The organism is Dokdonia donghaensis DSW-1 (assembly GCF_001653755.1).
Taxonomy (GTDB): domain Bacteria; phylum Bacteroidota; class Bacteroidia; order Flavobacteriales; family Flavobacteriaceae; genus Dokdonia; species Dokdonia donghaensis.
Genome location: NZ_CP015125.1, coordinates 459,956 through 478,742, shown reverse-complemented (window position 1 = coordinate 478,742; position 18,787 = coordinate 459,956). Strand labels below are relative to the sequence as shown.

Annotated in this window: 15 protein-coding genes; 10 read left to right on the top strand and 5 right to left on the bottom strand. The window is 38.3% G+C overall.

All coding sequences use genetic code 11. The features are described 5' to 3' along the window. Window positions 1-62: 62 nt before the first annotated feature. Window positions 63-1,328 carry an adenosylmethionine--8-amino-7-oxononanoate transaminase gene (gene bioA, locus I597_RS01960; protein ID WP_035325890.1) on the top strand — a complete coding sequence of 422 codons (1,266 nt, stop codon included), beginning with the start codon at window positions 63-65 and terminating at the stop codon, window positions 1,326-1,328. Here bioA and I597_RS01955 read toward each other — a convergent pair. Continuing rightward, window positions 1,325-1,768: a cytochrome c oxidase assembly factor Coa1 family protein gene (locus I597_RS01955; protein ID WP_035325889.1), complete on the bottom strand. Its 444-nt coding sequence runs from the start codon at window positions 1,766-1,768 to the stop codon at window positions 1,325-1,327. The two genes, bioA and I597_RS01955, sit on opposite strands and share 4 nt — an antisense overlap. Window positions 1,769-1,902: 134 nt before the next feature. Between I597_RS01955 and I597_RS01950 the strand changes: the two genes are divergently transcribed. From I597_RS01950 to I597_RS01910, 9 genes are all read left to right on the top strand, one after another. After that, window positions 1,903-3,057, top strand: a complete 1,155-nt coding sequence (locus I597_RS01950) for a beta-ketoacyl synthase N-terminal-like domain-containing protein (protein WP_035325887.1) — start codon at window positions 1,903-1,905, stop codon at window positions 3,055-3,057. A 134-nt stretch (window positions 3,058-3,191) separates the two neighbouring features. Beyond that, window positions 3,192-4,286, top strand: coding sequence for a biotin synthase BioB (bioB, locus tag I597_RS01945; protein WP_035325886.1), 1,095 nt, complete (start codon window positions 3,192-3,194; stop codon window positions 4,284-4,286). A gap of 123 nt (window positions 4,287-4,409) precedes the next feature. Beyond that, window positions 4,410-5,255: a cupin-like domain-containing protein gene (locus tag I597_RS01940; RefSeq protein WP_035325885.1), complete on the top strand. Its 846-nt coding sequence runs from the start codon at window positions 4,410-4,412 to the stop codon at window positions 5,253-5,255. Window positions 5,256-5,459: 204 nt separating this feature from the next. Next, complete coding sequence (locus tag I597_RS01935) at window positions 5,460-5,882, top strand: response regulator (RefSeq protein ID WP_052111824.1); 423 nt, start codon at window positions 5,460-5,462, stop codon at window positions 5,880-5,882. A 6-nt stretch (window positions 5,883-5,888) separates the two neighbouring features. Beyond that, a complete protein-coding gene (locus I597_RS01930; RefSeq protein WP_035325883.1) occupies window positions 5,889-6,269 on the top strand; it encodes a response regulator in 381 nt (126 codons plus the stop codon). Between the two features lie 3 nt (window positions 6,270-6,272). Next, window positions 6,273-8,996 carry a TonB-dependent receptor gene (locus I597_RS01925; protein WP_236626638.1) on the top strand — a complete coding sequence of 908 codons (2,724 nt, stop codon included), beginning with the start codon at window positions 6,273-6,275 and terminating at the stop codon, window positions 8,994-8,996. 7 nt (window positions 8,997-9,003) lie between these two features. Continuing rightward, window positions 9,004-10,788, top strand: coding sequence for a YfiR/HmsC family protein (locus I597_RS01920; RefSeq protein WP_081964987.1), 1,785 nt, complete (start codon window positions 9,004-9,006; stop codon window positions 10,786-10,788). Between the two features lie 127 nt (window positions 10,789-10,915). Continuing rightward, on the top strand, window positions 10,916-11,497 hold the full coding sequence (locus tag I597_RS01915) for a methyltransferase (RefSeq protein WP_035325880.1): 582 nt from the start codon (window positions 10,916-10,918) through the stop codon (window positions 11,495-11,497). A 19-nt stretch (window positions 11,498-11,516) separates the two neighbouring features. Continuing rightward, window positions 11,517-12,029, top strand: a complete 513-nt coding sequence (locus tag I597_RS01910) for a GTP cyclohydrolase II (RefSeq protein ID WP_035325878.1) — start codon at window positions 11,517-11,519, stop codon at window positions 12,027-12,029. Between the two features lie 29 nt (window positions 12,030-12,058). Here I597_RS01910 and I597_RS01905 read toward each other — a convergent pair whose 3' ends face one another. From I597_RS01905 to I597_RS01890, 4 genes are all read right to left on the bottom strand, one after another. Then, window positions 12,059-13,501, bottom strand: a complete 1,443-nt coding sequence (locus I597_RS01905; RefSeq protein ID WP_035328843.1) for an SLC13 family permease — start codon at window positions 13,499-13,501, stop codon at window positions 12,059-12,061. A 27-nt stretch (window positions 13,502-13,528) separates the two neighbouring features. Continuing rightward, window positions 13,529-15,634 carry a DNA helicase RecQ gene (gene recQ, locus I597_RS01900; RefSeq protein WP_035325877.1) on the bottom strand — a complete coding sequence of 702 codons (2,106 nt, stop codon included), beginning with the start codon at window positions 15,632-15,634 and terminating at the stop codon, window positions 13,529-13,531. Between the two features lie 125 nt (window positions 15,635-15,759). Then, window positions 15,760-16,098 (bottom strand): single-stranded DNA-binding protein, encoded by a 339-nt coding sequence (locus tag I597_RS01895; RefSeq protein ID WP_035325876.1) that lies wholly within the window; start codon window positions 16,096-16,098, stop codon window positions 15,760-15,762. A 266-nt stretch (window positions 16,099-16,364) separates the two neighbouring features. Further along, complete coding sequence (locus tag I597_RS01890; protein WP_035325874.1) at window positions 16,365-18,593, bottom strand: tetratricopeptide repeat-containing hybrid sensor histidine kinase/response regulator; 2,229 nt, start codon at window positions 18,591-18,593, stop codon at window positions 16,365-16,367. Between the last annotated feature and the right edge of the window lie 194 nt (window positions 18,594-18,787).

Here is an 18,787-nt window from a genome sequence, read left to right as displayed (position 1 = left end):
TTAAAATCCTTTCTAACTAAGAAGGCTATTACCTTAACTAACTTTGCACTAAACTTATAATTGTGACTATATTAGAAAAAGACAGCAAGCACCTCTGGCACCCACTCACGCAGCATCAAACGGCGAGAGAGCCTATTGTGATTACACGCGCAAAAGGAGCCGTGATGTATGATGATGCGGGTAATGAGTATATAGATGGTATTGCATCTTGGTATACCGCAATGTATGGTCACGGTAATGAGTACATCACTAGCGCGATGCATAAACAGATGCAGCAGTTGGATTTTGTAATGTTCAGCGGGTTTACGCATCCTCCAGCAGTTACCCTTGCCGAAAAGTTGGTAGAAATTTTACCGGGTAACCAAGAGAAGGTGTTTTTTAATGATAACGGCTCTACAGCAGTAGAAGCGGCTATCAAAATGTCACTACAGTACTATCATAACAAAGGAGATAAAAGAGATACACTTATCGCTTTTGAAGACGGTTTTCACGGCGATACTTTTGGGGCGATGAGCGCCTCTGGTTTGAGTTCGTATAACGGTCCTTTTGAAGATTTTTTACTTAAAGTAGAACGTATCCCAACTCCACAAGAAGATAACCTTGAAGAGGTAATGGCCAAGCTAGAGGCGATACTGGCATCAAATAAATGTGCGGCCTTTATTTTTGAGCCCTTAGTACAAGGAGCTGCTGGGATGAAGTTTCACTCCGTTTCGGGTCTTGATGCGCTTGTACAAAAATGCCGTGAGTCAAATGTACTCACCATTGCAGATGAGATTATGACCGGTTTTGGAAAGACAGGAACCGTCTTTGCCTGTGACCAGTTAGATAATAAGCCAGATATAATGTGTCTCAGTAAGGCACTTACTGCGGGAATGTTTCCGCTTAGTATCACAAGTTGTACTCAAGAAATCTTTGAAGGCTTTTTAAGTGAGGAAGTACATAAAGGGTTTTTTCACGCACATACCTTTAGTGCACATCCCGTAGGTTGCGCTGCGGCTATTGCCGGAATTGAAGTGCTACAAACCCAAGAAATTACACAAAGTAGAGAACGTATCAATGCAGCTCATCGAGCATTTGTACAAAGGGTAAAAGCACATCATAAAGTGAATAATGTGCGAGTAAAAGGTGTTATAATCGCCATAGATCTTACTATAGAGATGGCGCGCTATGGCAACCTGCGCGACGAGCTTTACCAGTTTTTTATGCAACGAGGCGTGGCACTTAGGCCGCTAGGTAATACTATTTATGTGCTACCACCTTATGTAATTACAGATAAAGAGCTGGACAAAGTGTATGGCGCAATACAAGAAGCGCTAGATCATTTCTAGTTGTCTTCTAGCAGTAGTGGCGATAGGTCAATCACTTGGTCACTGTCATCTATGGTGACATTATAAACTTCATATACCTTCTCGTCGCCTTCTCCGCTGGTGATAAGATGTATCACGCCAGTCCCGTTTGGGCCTTTTATGGGAGTTGTCGCATTAGTTCTTTTTTCTCCATTATTAAAAGAGATATTAAAACTCCCAAAACCGTCACTTTCTATGGGTTCACCTAGCACAGCGATCACTTCTTGGTTAGATTGTACTTGAGCCAGCGCCTCATCACTTCCAGAAGCTGTTTTGATTTTATTTGCAAAAGCAAAGACGCCACCTACTATTAATATGACTCCTATTACGACTATAGATAGGCATCCTCCTACGGGTACAGCCCATTTCCAGTTGCGTTTCCACCAGCTAGGCTGCTCTATAAGTTCATTTTGATTATCCATTGTGATTGATTTTTAGATAGGTAACAGTTATGAGGTGAAAGTTACACTTCTTTTTAAGAAAACTGGAAAATAGATGGGGTACGCTTTCGCGAAATTGTACTTTTGTAAATTCAATTTTTAAACAAACTTATACTTTGAAAACTCCTATAGCTATAACCGGTCTAGGTTCTATCTCTCCATTAGGTTCAAATGCTGAAGAGCAGTGGAACGCATACCAAGAAACAACTACAAAAATTGCTTGGGAAGAAGAGCTAGAAGCATTTACTGCAAGGTTAACACCAGAAGGCCAAAAAGCTATTCAGGCTATACGTCGTGAAGATAAAAACTATTTAAGAATTGATCCATCTGTACTATATGCTCTTTATGCAGGTAGAATTGCAGTAGCGCAAGCAGGGTGGAAAGATGGAGATTTTGGTATAAACGTAGGTTCTTCAAGAGGTGCAACACAACTTTTTGAAAAGTTTTTTGAAACTTATAAGGAGCGCAACATTGTCCCTACACGGGCATCACCGTCTACTACGCTAGGTAATATCTCATCTTGGCTAGCAAACGATTTAAAATCTACCGGACCAGACATATCACACTCTATAACGTGCAGTACTGCTTTACACGCTTTATTAAATGGCGTGGCGTGGTTACAATCTGGAATGGCAAAAAAATTCTTAGTAGGAGGTTCTGAGGCGGCACTTACACCGTTTACTATTGCACAAATAAGAGCAATGAAACTCACACCTACAGAAGAGGGTACGAGTGCATATCCTAATATGGCGCTTAACCTCTTTAAAAAGAAAAACACAATGGTGCTAGGAGAAGCTGCAGCAGTAGCTTGTCTTGAGTTAGGAAAAAAGAAAAACGCACTTGCATATGTAACTGCAGTAGGATATGCTACAGAGATGCTAGACCACGCAGTATCTATATCTAACGAGGGTCTTTGCTTCCAGAAATCTATGAAAATGGCACTGGGCAAAACAGACCTTTCTGAGATAGATGCTATTGTAATGCACGCACCAGGTACACTTAAAGGTGATACCTCTGAGATGGGCGCTGTAAAGGCCGTTTTTGGAGAAGAGCTACCTATGCTTACCACAAACAAGTGGAAAATAGGCCACACCTTTGGGGCAAGTGGACTGTTAAGTTTAGAGCTTGCTATAAATATGTTGCAAGAGCAACGTTTTATAGGTGTTCCATACCTCAAGGATAAAACAAAAGATCAAGCGCTTAACAAGATTATGGTAAACGCCGTAGGTTTTGGTGGTAATGCCGTGAGTATTATCGTAGAGAAAGCTTAGGGTGGTATTACGCTTTCGCGAAAGCGTACCAAAAGAACTTTTAACACATAAAATTATACCAGTACGGGCTACATTTTTTTAAAAACTTAGTAATAGCCATTTACTTGCTTAAGACTATTTCATATTTTTACGTTATGACAGAAATAAGACACAACTGGACCAAAGAGGAAATACTCGCTATTTATAATAAACCTATGATGACGCTTTTATATGAAGCGGCAACTACACATCGCGAGCATCACGATCCAAATACGGTACAAGTTTCTACCCTTTTATCTATAAAAACTGGAGGATGTCCAGAAGACTGTGGGTACTGCCCGCAAGCGGCAAGATACCATACAGATATAGAAGGTAATGACCTTATGTCTGTACAACAAGTAAAAGCACAAGCATTACGTGCAAAGGCGTCTGGAAGTTCACGAGTATGTATGGGAGCAGCCTGGCGTAATGTAAAAGACGGACCAGAATTTGATAACGTACTAGAGATGGTACGTACCATAAACAAGCTAGATATGGAAGTGTGCTGTACCTTAGGTATGGTGACAGAAAATCAAGCAGAGCGTCTAGCAGAGGCTGGATTATATGCATACAATCACAACCTTGACACCTCAGAAGATTATTATAAAGATGTCATTTCTACGAGAGCTTTTGAAGATCGTCTAGATACGATTTCTAACGTGCGTAAGACTAACGTGACCGTATGTTCTGGAGGAATCATAGGTATGGGAGAAGCTGTAGAAGATAGAGCAGGAATGCTTGCAGCACTTGCAAAGCTTGACCCACAACCAGAGTCTACACCTATTAATGCACTAGTGGCAGTACCAGGTACACCTATGGAAGATATAGAGCCTATATCTATCTGGGAGATGATACGTATGGTTGCAACTACAAGAATCGTATTACCACAAACGCAGGTGAGACTATCTGCAGGAAGAACAGAGATGAGTAGAGAAGGACAGGCTATGTGCTTCTTTGCAGGAGCAAACTCCATCTTTGCTGGTGATAAACTACTTACTACGCCTAATCCAGATGTAAATGAGGATATGAAAATGTTTGATCTATTAGGTCTTACTCCTCAAAAGCCTTTTGTTAAAAAAGCACAACCAGAATCTGTAGAAGCAGTAGATTCTAAGTTTGAATCACTTGGAGAAAAACCAAAATGGTCACGCCCAGGACATAAAATAGAGCGCAACGAAGAGGCAAAACTTGCCGGAAAAGCGCTCAAGTAGGCAGAACCATATTTGAAGTAATATCGTAGATATACGCGAGAGTATATCAACAAAACACTAACTCCCTTTTGGGAGTTAGTGTTTTGTGTTACTACAGCTTTACATAATTTAAGGTCATCTTATATGCAGTTACAAGAAATCACAAGAGTACATACTATAACCAAAAAGGAATTTTTACGTGACTACGTAAAGCCGCAGAAACCCGTGGTTATAGAGCACCTTATAGATGACTGGAAAGCTTATGATAAATGGAACCTGACCTATATAAAAGACATAGCTGGAGATAAGGAAGTGCCGCTCTATGATGATAGACCCGTAAAACACGACGAGGGTTTTAACCAAGCGCACGCGACAATGAGTATGAGTGCATATGTAGAGTTGCTCAAAAAGCAGCCTACTAACTATCGCATTTTTCTATATAACTTGATGAAAGAAGTTCCTTCATTAAAAGAGGATTTTAAGTTTCCAAAAATAGGTTTAAGATTGCTCAAGCAAATACCTATGCTGTTTTTTGGTGGAGAGGGGAGCAAAGTCTTTATGCATCACGATATAGACTGGGCAAATATTTTGCACTTTCACTTTGAGGGTAAAAAGCAATGTGTGTTATTCCCTCCTAGTGAGACGCCACATCTTTACAAAGTACCTTACTCTCTCATCACCCGCGAGGATATCAATTTTGATGATCCAGATTATGATAAGTTTCCAAATCTCAAAAAAGCAAAAGGTTTTATTTGCCATCTTAATCACGGCGAGACTCTGTATATGCCAGAAGGATACTGGCACTATATGAAATATGAAACTCCTGGATTTAGTATGAGTTTACGTGCGCTTCCGCGAAAAATGTCTAACCTTAGGAAAGCGTTATACAATGTGTTCTATATGCGTCACTATGATAACTTTATGAGACGCCGAAAAGGACAGGCTTGGATAGATGAAAAAAATGAGCGTGCAATGAGCGTTTCAAAATAGTAGGGCTTCTTGACTTATTCTTTGGTATTGTATACTAAATCTTAAAATATCACTAACACAATACAATGACTTAGCATTGAGTGTGTTGTTTGTCTATCATAAAAGCTGTTATATCGATAATTTTTCATTTTTAACAGTAACGTTGTATTAGGAGTAATGTTTTTTTGATATTTGCTTTATACCCAACCCCTAGAATATTCAATAATGAAGAGAGTCCTCTTGATAGATGACGATAAGGCTGTAAATTTCTTTAATAAGCGAGTAGTCGTAGGCCACTCGGGATTTGAGCACATTAAAACAGTGCAAAGCGGAAAAGACGGGCTGTTATTTTTAGAACAAGTGCTATCTGGCGATGAGATAAAACCAGACATCATTTTTCTAGATATTAATATGCCAGCTATGAATGGCTGGGAGTTTTTAGATCACTATGAACTTTTTAATGAAGATTTTAGAAGTGACATACAAGTGATTATCCTTTCTAGCTCTTCAAACCCAGAACACGTAAAAAAATCTATAGTAAATTATGAAGTTCTCGACTTTATAAATAAGCCGCTTTCAATCAGAATACTAGATGGCGTTTTAGAAACCGTAAATGACGCTTCCCTAAGGCTCGCAAATAATAAATAACACAACTTGGAGTATAAAGCCTTATTGATTGATGACAGTAAACCTGTATCCTATTTTAACAAAGTTGTATTAGAAAGATCTGCTAAATTTTCTTCCATTGAAGTAGCGAGAAATGGGCTTGAAGCTATTGAAGCTTTAGATGCTGGTTACCTAGCCGATATTATTTTTTTGGATATTAATATGCCAGTAATGAATGGTTGGGAATTTTTAGAACATTACCAGCAGCGAGCAAATCATAATATCCCTATTATATTGCTTCTTGCAACGATGCCGAGACAGGCAGAACAAGATAAACTAGCGACTTACCCATTTGTAAAAGGGGTAAAGAAAAAAATGCTTTCACCAGAGATGCTTGAAGAGGTGATCGATCAAATGATCTCAGTTTAAATAATGTGTAATGTTATAGCTATAATGCCTAAGTATACTAAGTCCTTACTATTTCTTTTCTTTATAATTTCAACAGTAAGTTATAGTCAAACTAGAGCAAAAATTGTTGGTGTAGTTACAGATAATTATGGCGTGCTTCCTGGAGCATTAGTCTCAATAGAGGGCTATAATAAATCAACACAAACAGATATAGATGGAGCCTTTAGTTTTGAAGTAGATGAGGGAGAGTATGTCTTATCTGCAAGTTTTGTAATGTATAATGTACAGTACAACACCGTCGTTTTAAAAGCGGGGGATATTAAGGAGATTAATTTTAAACTAGAAACTGGTTTTTCGGCAGATGAGCCTATTTCTCTTGGTACTAGATCAGACCCAGTCTCTTCGTTTCAAAACACAGCCTCTGTAGATATTATTTCGCCACAGCAAATTTCTAATTCTCCGCAAATAGAGCTTAGCCAGATCCTTCATTATCTCGCTCCTTCATTTTATTCAACACATCAAACCATAGCAGATGGTACAGATCATATAGATCCTGCAACACTTCGTGGTTTAGGTACAGATCAAGTACTTGTATTAATTAATGGTAAGAGAAGGCACAATAGCTCATTACTTAATGTAAACGGCACAATAGGCAGAGGAGCTGTAGGAACAGATTTTAATGCAATACCAGTAAGCGCAATTGAAAGAATAGAGATTTTAAGAGATGGGGCAACTTCTCAGTATGGATCTGATGCTATTGCTGGTGTAATCAATATCGTATTAAAGAAACAGACCAATGCAATCACACTTGATAATTTAGTAAAAATTAATCAAGAGGGTGATGGTCTTACTCAGTTTGCGGGAGCAAATTTTGGGATGAAAATAGGTAAAGAAGGATTTTTAAATCTAACTGGAGAGTACAGAAAGAGGGAAGCAACAAACCGAGCTGGTAATTATACAGGCAGTGTTTATGTAGATAATGCAGAAGAAGACGCTAGTCTCATTGAAGAGAATAATTTTTATACTCAAACAGGTTACTCAGACAGAAGGGTAATGCAAATAGGAAATGCTGAGACTCAAAATCTCGCAATTCATTTTAACGGCGAAATTAAAGTCTCAGATAGTGCGAAGGTTTATCTTAATGGTGGTAGAAATTATAGAGAAGGAAAGAGTGCTGGTTTTTATAGATTTCCAAAAGATCAGGACCGTGTGATAACAGATTTATTTCCTAATGGATTTTCGCCTCAAATTCTTACAGATATTCAAGATGATGCGGTTACGCTAGGCATAAAAGGTGTCAAACGCGAGTGGACTATAGACTTTAGCCATTCTATAGGTACAAATTCTCTCGATTATACGGTTAATAATTCTAACAATGCATCTATGGGTGTGGCTTCACCTACAACTTTTTATGCTGGAGGGTTTTTATATAGTCAGAACACATCAAATCTAGATCTATCTAAGTCTTTTGAATGGCGTTCTGGGCTTAATTTTTCTTTTGGAGGTGAGCTTAGAGTAGAAAATTATCAGATAGGCGCAGGAGAAGAAGCCTCTTATATAGATGGAGGAAGTGTCTTTATAAATGAAAATGGAGAAGAAGTACCTAGAATTGCTGGAGCTCAAGTTTTTCCTGGTATACAGCCAGACAATGAGCTTAATAAGTTTAGAACAAATAGCTCTTTTTATGTAGATGTAGAGGCAAATGTTACAGACCAATGGCTAGTACAAGGAGCAGCGAGAAATGAAAATTATAATAACTTCGGGAATCAAATTATCTGGAAACTCGCCTCACGTTACAAGGTATATGAAAATACCAGTATAAGAGGAGGCATCGCAACAGGCTTTAGAGCACCCTCATTACATCAAGTTTTTTTTCAGAATATAAGCACACAATTTATAGATGGAGATATTGTGCAAGTGGGTACATTTAATAATGAGAGTGCCCTTACCGCACAGGCTTTTAATGTAGATAAGTTAAGGCCCGAGCTCTCTAACCACTATAGCGCAGGTTTAAGTAGTAAGATTAATGATTACCTATCTGTCTCGCTGGACTACTATTATATTTCTATACAAGATAGAATTGTTCTCTCTGGTAGAATTGCAGAGGGTTATGAGAATATTCTTGATCCTTTTGGAGTAGGAGCAGCTCAGTTCTTTACAAATGCTATAGACACAAAAACCTCAGGTTTTGATGCCTCTGTCGTATTTAAAAAATCTCTAGGGTTAGGTTATATAGAAAGTTCTCTAGGCTTCAACGTAAACAATACTAAAGTAGGGAGCGACATTAGAGTTCCAGAGGCTTTTGAGGGGGCAGAAGAGGTTATTTTTAATAGAGAAGAAATAGGACGCCTTGAAAAAGGACAACCCGGTTATAAGCTTAGTTTTAGAAATTTTTATGACGTTCAAAAACTCCGTATTCAACTTAATAACACATTGTTTGGGCCAGTAACGTATTTCCATCCAGAAGATGGCAACTCAAATAATTGGGTTCTCAATGAGTTTACTGGCAATATAGAGTCAAGAGATCAAAAATTCTCGCCAAAGATCATTACAGACCTTTCTATAGATTATCAGTTCAGCTCTAGAGTAAGAGCAGCGATAGGGGGAAATAACATCTTAAATGTGTATCCAGATGAGCATACCCATTCTTCAAATACAAGTAATGGAAACTTTATTTATAGTAGGAGGGTAGGTCAGTTTGGTGTACAGGGAGCAAATTATTTTATTAAAGTCGCTGTGAAGCTGTAATAGGTATATGATGAGGTCGGTTTCATTTTTTAAAATAGTTATTAACTACCTCTTTATAGGGGTATCTATTATTCTAAATGCACAGCAACAACCCAGCCAAGTCTCGAGAGTACAAAGAGCCATTTATATATTTAATATAGCGCAGCAAGTAAGCTGGCCAGAACCGCTAGAAGAGCAGTTTGTAATAGGCGTGCTGGGCCCAGACAGAACGCTTATTGACCTCAGAGCAATGGCTCAACAAAGAAGAGTACAAGACAGACAGGTTGCTGTAGTAAACTTTTTATCCATAAAAGATATTCAAGATGTAGATGTACTTTATGTAAATAGAAAGTACAATTACCAGATGCCGTATGTCTTACAATCCCTAGAGAATAAGGGAGTGCTAGTTATTGCAGAAGACTACCTATTTAATTCCTCAATGATTAACATAGTGCGGGTAGGAGAAACTTTTAGACACCAGATTAATCAAGGCTTATTAAGCCAAAATAGCTTTAAGGTAGCCCCGTCACTACAGTCATATGCAATTGCAAATTCAGAAAAATGGCAAGCACTTTTTGAAGAGGCGCAAGATTCTCTCCAGACAGTTCTTGCAAATGCAAAAGAAAAGGATGAGGTAATTAATCGTCAAGAACGTGAGTTGTTAAGTCAAAACGAAATTATAGATACCATACAAGAAATTGTAAAGTATAAAGACAACTCTATACAAGAGTTGAGAGAAGTAGATAAACTACAAAAGAAAACTATAGAAGACAAAAGGGAGATTGCACAGCAGCTTGAGATCAAAATCAAAAATCAATTAAGAGAACTAGATAAGCAAGAAGTTGTTTTACAAAATAGCAAGAGAGAAATCAAGCTTAGGCAAGACAGTATTGAGGTGCAAAAAGTAAGTATAAGTGATCAAAAAAAGGTGTTGCTCGAGCAGTCTTCAGAGTTAGACCTAAGAGCTACTGTAAACTGGTTACTTACAGGTATAGCCCTATTATTTCTTATTGCTGGTTTTGTACTATACAAGAATTATCGCACAAAAAAGATACTTATAGAGCAACTCACTATTCAGAATGCAACCATACTTAAGCAAAAAGAAGAATTGAGTCAAAAAAACGAAGACCTAGAACAATTTGCATACATAGCCAGTCACGATTTACAAGAACCTCTTAATACTATTTCAAGCTTTATAGGCCTCATAAGAGGAGATTATGGAGAACAGTTTGATGAGGTGGGTCTACAGAGTCTAGAATTTATAGAAGAAGCAAGCGATCGTATGGCTAAGCTTATAAATATGCTTCTTGAGTATTCTAGAATAGGTAAAACAAGAATTTTTACTCAGGTTGACACACATAAAGTATTACAAGATTTAGAGAAAGACATTACATCACTTGTATCACGCACAGGTGCCACCATAAATTACACACAACTGCCAGTGGTATCTGGTTCTGAAGTAGAGCTGCGCTTGTTGTTCCAAAACTTAATTACAAATGCACTCAAGTTTTGCCCAGAAGACAGGCGCCCCATTCTCAATATAAGCACAACAAAAGTGAGTAATGTAGATAACCCATCAAAAGGTATGTGGCAGTTTTCTTTTTCAGATAATGGTATCGGTATACATCAAGCACATCAAGATCGTATTTTCTCCATCTTTCAGCGACTACATACTAATGATGAGTATGAGGGAACCGGTATTGGTCTTGCTCACTGTAAAAAGATTGTAAGTATCCATAAGGGAAGCATTTGGCTAGACTCAGAGCTTGGTAAAGGGACCACCTTTTACTTCACAATACCCTACGGTATATAATTAGGGTTGTATTACGCTTTCGCGAAAGCGTAACCACAAGCAACACAAACTAAATTTAAAACTTGCTACCAGTAATTTACTTAAATTGCTGAGCACTAGATGTTGTTTTAAAACTAAAGCCTAAATGATGGAACTCACGTCAACCTATTGGAATAATCGCTATGCAGAGGGAAATACAGGTTGGGACTTAAAAGAGGTCTCTCCACCTATCAAAGCCTACCTCGATCAGTTAGAAAATAAGGAGCTCAAAATTTTAATCCCTGGTGGCGGTTATAGCTATGAGGCCCAGTACTGCTGGGAGCAGGGGTTTAAAAATGTGTATGTAGTAGACTTTTCTCAGCTCGCATTAGAAAATTTGAAACAGCGAGTGCCAGGCTTTCCTAGTGAGCAACTCATACAAGAAGATTTCTTTACATATGATGGGCAGTTTGATGTCATTATAGAGCAAACATTTTTCTGCGCATTGCAACCAGATTTGAGACCTGATTATGTTGCACATATGCACGCACTGCTTAAGCCTGAAGGAAAACTCGTAGGCTTACTTTTTAACTTTCCTCTTACTGAGAAAGGTCCGCCATACGGAGGAAGCACCACAGCATATGAAAGTTTGTTTTCAAAACACTTTGATATTCAAAAAATCGAGACTGCCTATAACTCAATAGCTGCTCGTGCAGATAAGGAGTTATTTATCAAAATGGTAAAAAAGTAAACTAGAATATTACAAAACAATGATCGTACAACTCGCCGAAGGAACTATTAAAACCAAATATGGCACCTACAAAGAGATACTCTTTTATGACGGTATCAAGGAGTCTCACGCGCTAGTGATGGGAGATGTGAGCGGAGCAGAAGGTGTGCTTTGTAGGGTGCATTCCTCGTGCATTTTTGCCCACCATTTTAATAGTATAGAGTGTGATTGCCGTGAGCAAATGGAAATATCCCAGCAACTTATAGAACAAGCAGGAAAGGGTATTGTAATCTGGCTAGAACAAGAAGGAAAAGGAAATGGTCATTATGCACTCCTCAATACATTACCGCTCAAAAAACAAGGTATGCCTCAAGCAGATGCGTACGAGGCCGTAGGTTTTCATAAAGACAATAGAGACTTTTCGGCAGCAGCAAAGATTTTGAAGCATCTAGAAGTAAATTCCATCACGATGATCACGGGTAATGAAAAGAAAACCAAAACACTCACAGAACTGGGGATACGTGTAAGTGGTATTCAACCTACGGAGCTATGATACGAGTACGCTTTCGCGAAAGCGTGATTTTAAAACAATACCGGTATCACATAATATGCCAGCGCAAAGAGTAAGCCCACAGAAATAAGATTTAAAACCACGCCCACACGTGCCATCTGGTCTACGCGTACGTGACCACTAGCAAATACAATCGCATTAGGCGGTGTAGCCATAGGGAGCATAAAAGCACAACTAGAAGCAAGGGTTACGGGAATGACCATCTGTAGCATAGGCACATCCATCCCGATGGCAATACCTACCACAAGAGGTACGAGTATGGTCACGAGGGCTACATTACTCATTAACTCGGTCATAAAAAGCATTAAGAAAATAAGCACGGCAGTCACCACCCACATACTCCAGTCTTCTTGCTGTGAGATGTAATCTCCTATCATATCTATAAAACCAGATTGCGATAGTCCAGAAGCGAGTGCAAGACCACCGCCAAAGAGAATGAGAATTCCCCAAGGTAATCGCGAAGTATCTTCCCAATTGAGCGGAAAAGAACCTTTCTTATAATCAATAGGTACTATAAACATAAGTAGTGCGGCAATGACAGAAATGGTTGTGTCTGTAAGGGTAATATCTGGTAGCAGGTTGTTTAAATACGAGCGCAACATCCACGAGATTGCTGTAATGAGGAATATGGCTAAAACTACTTTCTCACCCTTTGAGATAGGACCTAGTTTATCCAGTTCGGTTTGAATAATATTTGCAGACTTCCCTATGGTGCCTAGCCCGTTGCGATAAAAGACGCGGGTAATCATAAAGTGGGTAATAGTCATCAATAAGATAGAAAAGGGAACGCCCATTTTCATCCATTGAAAAAAGCCTATATCTACATTATAATTTTTATTTAAAAAGGCAAGCATTACAGAGTTAGGTGGTGTGCCTATCAAGGTCGCCATCCCACCTATGTTTGCGCCAAAGGCGATGCCTAGCATAATACTAAGCGCAAAGTTGCGATCGTTTTTTGTAAATCCATCTTCGTCATCTATGAGAAGCTGTATAACAGATACAGCTATGGGCAGCATCACTACAGTACTTGCCGTGTTTGAAATCCACATACTCATAAGGCCAGTGGCAATCATAAAACCTAAGATGATACCGTTTGCCTTTGTGCCCGTAATTTTAAGAATAGATAACGCAATACGCTTGTGCAGTTGTACTTTTTCTAGTGCTAGAGCAATCACAAATCCACCAAAAAATAGATACACAATAGGGTTTGCATAGTTGCTTGCAACTTCTTTTATAGTACCTATACCAAGTAGTGGAAATAGTGCTAAAGGAATTAACGCCGTTACAGAAATAGAAACAGCTTCTGTAATCCACCAGATAATCATCCATAAGGCAATGGCAACCACTTTATCTATCGCTGGGTTGATAATATCAAAAGGTAATGCCAGTATGATGATGCAAAGTAACGGGCCTGTGATAAAACCTATTTTTCGCGAAAGCGTAAATTCTTTCATAGCCATAAAAATAGGTAAAAAAGAAAACTACCTACCCTTTAAAAATAGCGCTAGCCTTATTTTCCAGTACGGCATCTCCTCTTTGAAGTATTCATAAAAAGATTTGAGCTTGTCTGGATCTGCCACTTTTAAGATGGCGTCGTGTACTTGCTTGACCTCTACGGGCTGTATGAACTGGTAAAAATCTATCTCCATTCCCTCTTCGTGCAGCTTTATGAGGTGATTATACACAGAGCCTATGGTGAGCTTGCGAGTCTCTGCAATTTCTTCAAGTGAGAGGCCTTGCTGGATGAGGTTTTTAGTCTCAAGATACGTTTTGCTACCGCTTTTAGGTTTTGATTTTTTGAGGTGTTCTTTGATGAGTTTTAAAAAGTCGGCGCCATATTTTTCCATTTTAGCCTGGCCTACACCTTGTATGTCTAAAAACTGTTTTTGAGTCACAGGTTCTTGGTCTTCCATATCTTTAAGAGACGCATCTGAGAATACAATATAAGCCGCAACATTTGCCTCTCTAGCTAGTTCGGCTCTTAGCTCTCGTAGTTTTTCAAAAAGAGAGCCTTTTGGTTTTTTAGGCTTACGTTCTTTAGTAATCGGTTCGGCTTTTGCCTTGCTAGGTTTTGCGAGTTGTATCTTTTTACCGTCGTATAAAACTTCTTTAGAAAGCGGTGTGAGGAGAAGTCTTCCGCTTTCGCGAAAGCGTATTTCTAACAATCCTTGATTAATCATTTGTATCACATACTGCTGAAGATCTCGCCAAGAGACATCCTTTGCAGCGCCGTAAGTTTTTATATTCTGATACCCTTTGTCATACACTTGGGCGTTTTGAGAACCTCGTAAAACGTCTATCACGGTACCCATTGCTTCCTTTTGTTGCATACGCGCCACCCCGGAAAGTACTTTTTGAGTAAGTACAGTGCCGTCAAAATATGCGGGTGCATTTTTACAAATGTCACAGTTTCCACAGTCTTGCGATAAAAACTCGCCAAAGTAGTTTATAAGAACCTTACGCCTACAGCTTAGGGCCTCTGCATATTGCTGCATACGGTCAAGCTTAGCCATCTGGTAGTCGGCATTTTTTGCTCCATCTATAAACTGGCGTAGCTGCATCGTGTCTGCATAGCTGTAAAAAAGCACGGTGTGTGAGGGTAAACCATCACGGCCTGCTCTTCCTATTTCTTGATAATATCCTTCAAGATTTTTAGGCATATTATAGTGTATCACCCAGCGCACGTTACTCTTGTCAATACCCATCCCAAAGGCAATTGTTGCACAAATTATAGGTGTGGTATCGTTTATAAAATCTTCTTGCACTTTTGAGCGTTGCTCTGCACTCATACCTGCGTGGTAGGCGGCGGCGTTGTGCCCGTTACTCTTAAGTTTGGCCGCGAGATTTTCTGTGCTTTTTCTTGATAGACAGTAAATGATTCCACTCTCAAAAGGGTGATCTTCTAAAAAGTCAAGAATTTGCTCGTTTCTTTTTTGACCTGGACGCACGTCTAGATAGAGGTTAGGTCTGTCAAAAGAGGAGATGTATTTTTTTGCTTGTGGGATACTAAGTTGTTGTGCAATGTCATCTTGCGTAGACCTATCTGCAGTTGCCGTGAGTGCTACAAGTGGAGTCTCTGGGTAACGTCTTTTTAAATAGCCCAGTTGTGTGTAAGCGGGTCTAAAATCGTGTCCCCAAGATGAGATACAGTGCGCCTCATCTATGGCAATGAGTGATATCTTTATTGTAGAAAGTACGGGGTCTAATAGTTGTAAGCTTTCTGGAGCCACATAAATAAGATCTAGCGCATTGTGCTGTAGGTCTGCTAGTACCTTTTGCGTCTCCTCTGGTGGTTGTGTACTGTTATAATAGGCTGCCTTAATGCCATTTGCTCGCAAAGCATCTACCTGATCTTTCATTAAAGCAATGAGCGGTGAGATCACGAGGGCAACCCCATCAAGCGCCAGAGCTGGCAGTTGAAAACACATAGATTTACCACCACCCGTAGGCATTATGACTAGTGCATCTTGCCCATTACAAATGGACTCAATAATCTCTTGCTGGTTAGGTCTAAAACCATCATAACCAAAGTGAGTTTTGAGTAATTTATGTAAATCTTGTTGTGTGGGTAGTGCAGAATTTGTCATTGTGACAAAGGTACTCAATGTATGATTTTAATACCCCTATTTTATAATGGAGACTTAAGTTACAGCCAGACATATAAATAAAATTGATGACGCATATATCTGACTGTAAACTAAGTGATAAGCTACTAGTTATTCTTACTAAGCATTAATAACTCATTGCACACAATTTCTGTTGTGTACCTTTTTATACCATCTTTATCTTCCCAAGAGCGGTTAGTAAGTTTTCCTTCTATGGCAATTTCTTGTCCTTTTTGTACATAGCTCTCTACAACTTTTACAAGGCCACCACGTACTACGATGTTGTGCCAGTAAGCGCGCTCTATCTTTTGCCCATTCTTGTCTTTATAAGAATCATCTGTAGCCATAGAGAAGTTGGCAATTTTGTTTCCGTCTGGAAAAGTTGTGATTTGTGGATCTTGACCTAAACGGCCGATAAGTTGTACTTTGTTGCGTAATGCATTCATAATAAAATAGTTTTCTTGAGCAGGTTAAGCCTGCCAAATTGGTTTCTATTCTTTCTTGAGTCACTCCCAAGAAAATCATCGTTCTTGTGAACAGTGCAAATATGAAACATAAAACAATCTCCATACATAAGGTAAACGCTTACTTACGTTTATAGTCGTTTGTAAATGATTGTAAGCATTTGTAAATGGCTAGTGAATGTGGCAAATCATAAGACTAAGTACATTTTACTATAATGTTTTAGATTTTACGCAGTTCTTTAACCGCTTTATGATAAGTGATGTACTAGGAGGTTAAGAAGCTTTTCGGTCTTATACGGTTTTAATATACTATCATTTATACCGTGTTTGCCCAGCTCATTAAATCCATTATTATAGTTCGTTGCAGTTAATGCTATAATAGGAGTTGTGGTATTAAATTCTCTTATGGCTACACTCGCATCTATACCGTTCATCACTGGCATATTTATATCCATAAGGATAAAGTCATACGTGTTTTCTTGTACCATAGATACAGCTTCTAGGCCGTTACTAGCGGTATTGTTTTTTATACCATATTGCTCGAGAACTTTTTTGGTAACTACTTGATTGATTTTATTATCATCTACGATCAGTATTTTTTTCCCTTTAAGCTTATCATAACCAGAGATTTCAAATGGAGCTTCTACGTGTTCTTCACTCCCGGTTTCGAGATCTATTTCAAAGTAAAAGTTTGAACCCTTGTTAGGGCTACTTTCTAATGAGAGTTTACTCCCCAGTATTTTTAAAATCTTATTTACAATGGGTAACCCTAAGCCTGTTCCGTCTTGAGTAGTTAAGTTTTCTGCTTGGGCAAATTCATTAAAGATATTTGCCTGTTCTTCTTCTGGTATACCTTGACCGGTATCTTTTACTTCAAACAGTATGCTGTTTACTTTGCCTACTTGTTTTTTAAGAGTTGCCTTTATGGTAATGCTGCCATCTTCTGTAAATTTACTAGCATTACTCATTAAGTTCATAAGCACTTGTGATATCTTGGTTTTATCTCCATACAAAGTGTTAGGAATCTCTGGAGCGATAATGCTATGAAAACTATTGTTATTCTTCTTATTAATAAATTCTAGGTTTTGCCCTATGTGATGTATCAATCTATCTAGGCTAAAATTTGACATCTGTAGGCGCTCCCCTTCCTTAGAGCCATATTTATTTAAACTCAGTATGTCATTTACCAAAGCAAGTAAATAATCTGCCGAAAATTTTAATGATTTGAGGTCGTCATTATGCGATTTAAGCGTAGGATCTTCTAAAAAAACAGAGGATAGACCTATGATTCCATACAGGGGTGTTCTTAACTCGTGGCTTATTGTAGATAGAAATTTAGTATTGCTACTTGCTAGCTTTTGGGATCTCTTTTTTGCTTCAAGATACTGTCTGTTTTTTGCTCTCAAATTTTGTAAAAGCTTATTTCTTTTTGATCTACCATATAAAAGTGAGCCTATTAGTATGAGTAGAATAGCCCCTATAGCTAGTGTGGTTTTAAGGAGCAAATTGTTTTGTTGAGCCGTTTGTGCCGCTAGATCATTTTCTAACTTAGATGCTCTAAGTTCTTGTTTGTATTTGTTGAGATTAAAACGCGAAGTAGCATTTTTTTCTTGTTTAATTTTATTGGACTCATATCGTTTTTCAACAAGAGCATCATAAACTTTGCGCACCTCATTAATCTCTCTGTACATCCCTAAAGATTCATAAGCCTGCATTAAATTTTTATAGTTATTAATCTTATAATTATCATCTTGCTTCTCACCACCTATTTCCATAGATTTTTTTATCGCAGTAATAGCTTCTCGTGGTTTATCTTGTAATAGGTGTATAGCGCCTTGTACATAGTAAACGGTACTCTCAAAATTTTGTTTTCTGCCATTAAAATCGTGAAGCTCGAGAAGGTTTTTTGCCTTGTTTAGATACGGTTGCGCTCTATCTGGCTTGTTTATAGTAACATATAGTTCGGCTAGGTTATTATAGGCTATAAAATATGCTATCGTATTGTCTGCAACCTCTTGACTAAGTTCTAGTGACTTTTCAAAATACTCAATAGCCCTTTGCGGTTCTTGCTCAAAAAAAGTATTACCCAGATTGATATAAGCACTCACCATTCCAAAGGTGTCACTAGCTTGCCTGCGCTCCTCAAGACTCTTTGTAAATAGCTCTTCTGCTCCGTGTATATTGTCTACTTGTATAAAGGCGTTACCTAAAGCGCTTCGTAGTCTAGCCGCAAGAGCTTGCTCTTCGAGACGTTGTGCGTTTTCTATAAGATAAGGTGAAACCTCAATGATTTTTTCATAACTAGATTCATTAAATAGCTCTAATATGAGAGGTAGATATGAGTTAATTTCATCTTTTGTAAGCTCCTTTTCTTGAAGCATTAAAATATCTTCTTGAGAAAATTTTTCTTGGCTATAAGAAACGGCTGGCTGTAGGATTAAAAAAAAAAGTAAAAATAAAACGCTTTGTCTTACCATAGTATATGATTTGGGACTGTTAAAGTAGCTCTTATCAATTTTTTATACTCAGAATAGATGTAATTGATTGATTTTTTATTTATATCTTGAAAATAATACATTTTATCGATAAAATTTGAGATTTTTTAATTTTTTGTAAGTATTTCAATAATAGCAACTTATTTATTGGCGGGTGCTTTAGGATATTGAGATGT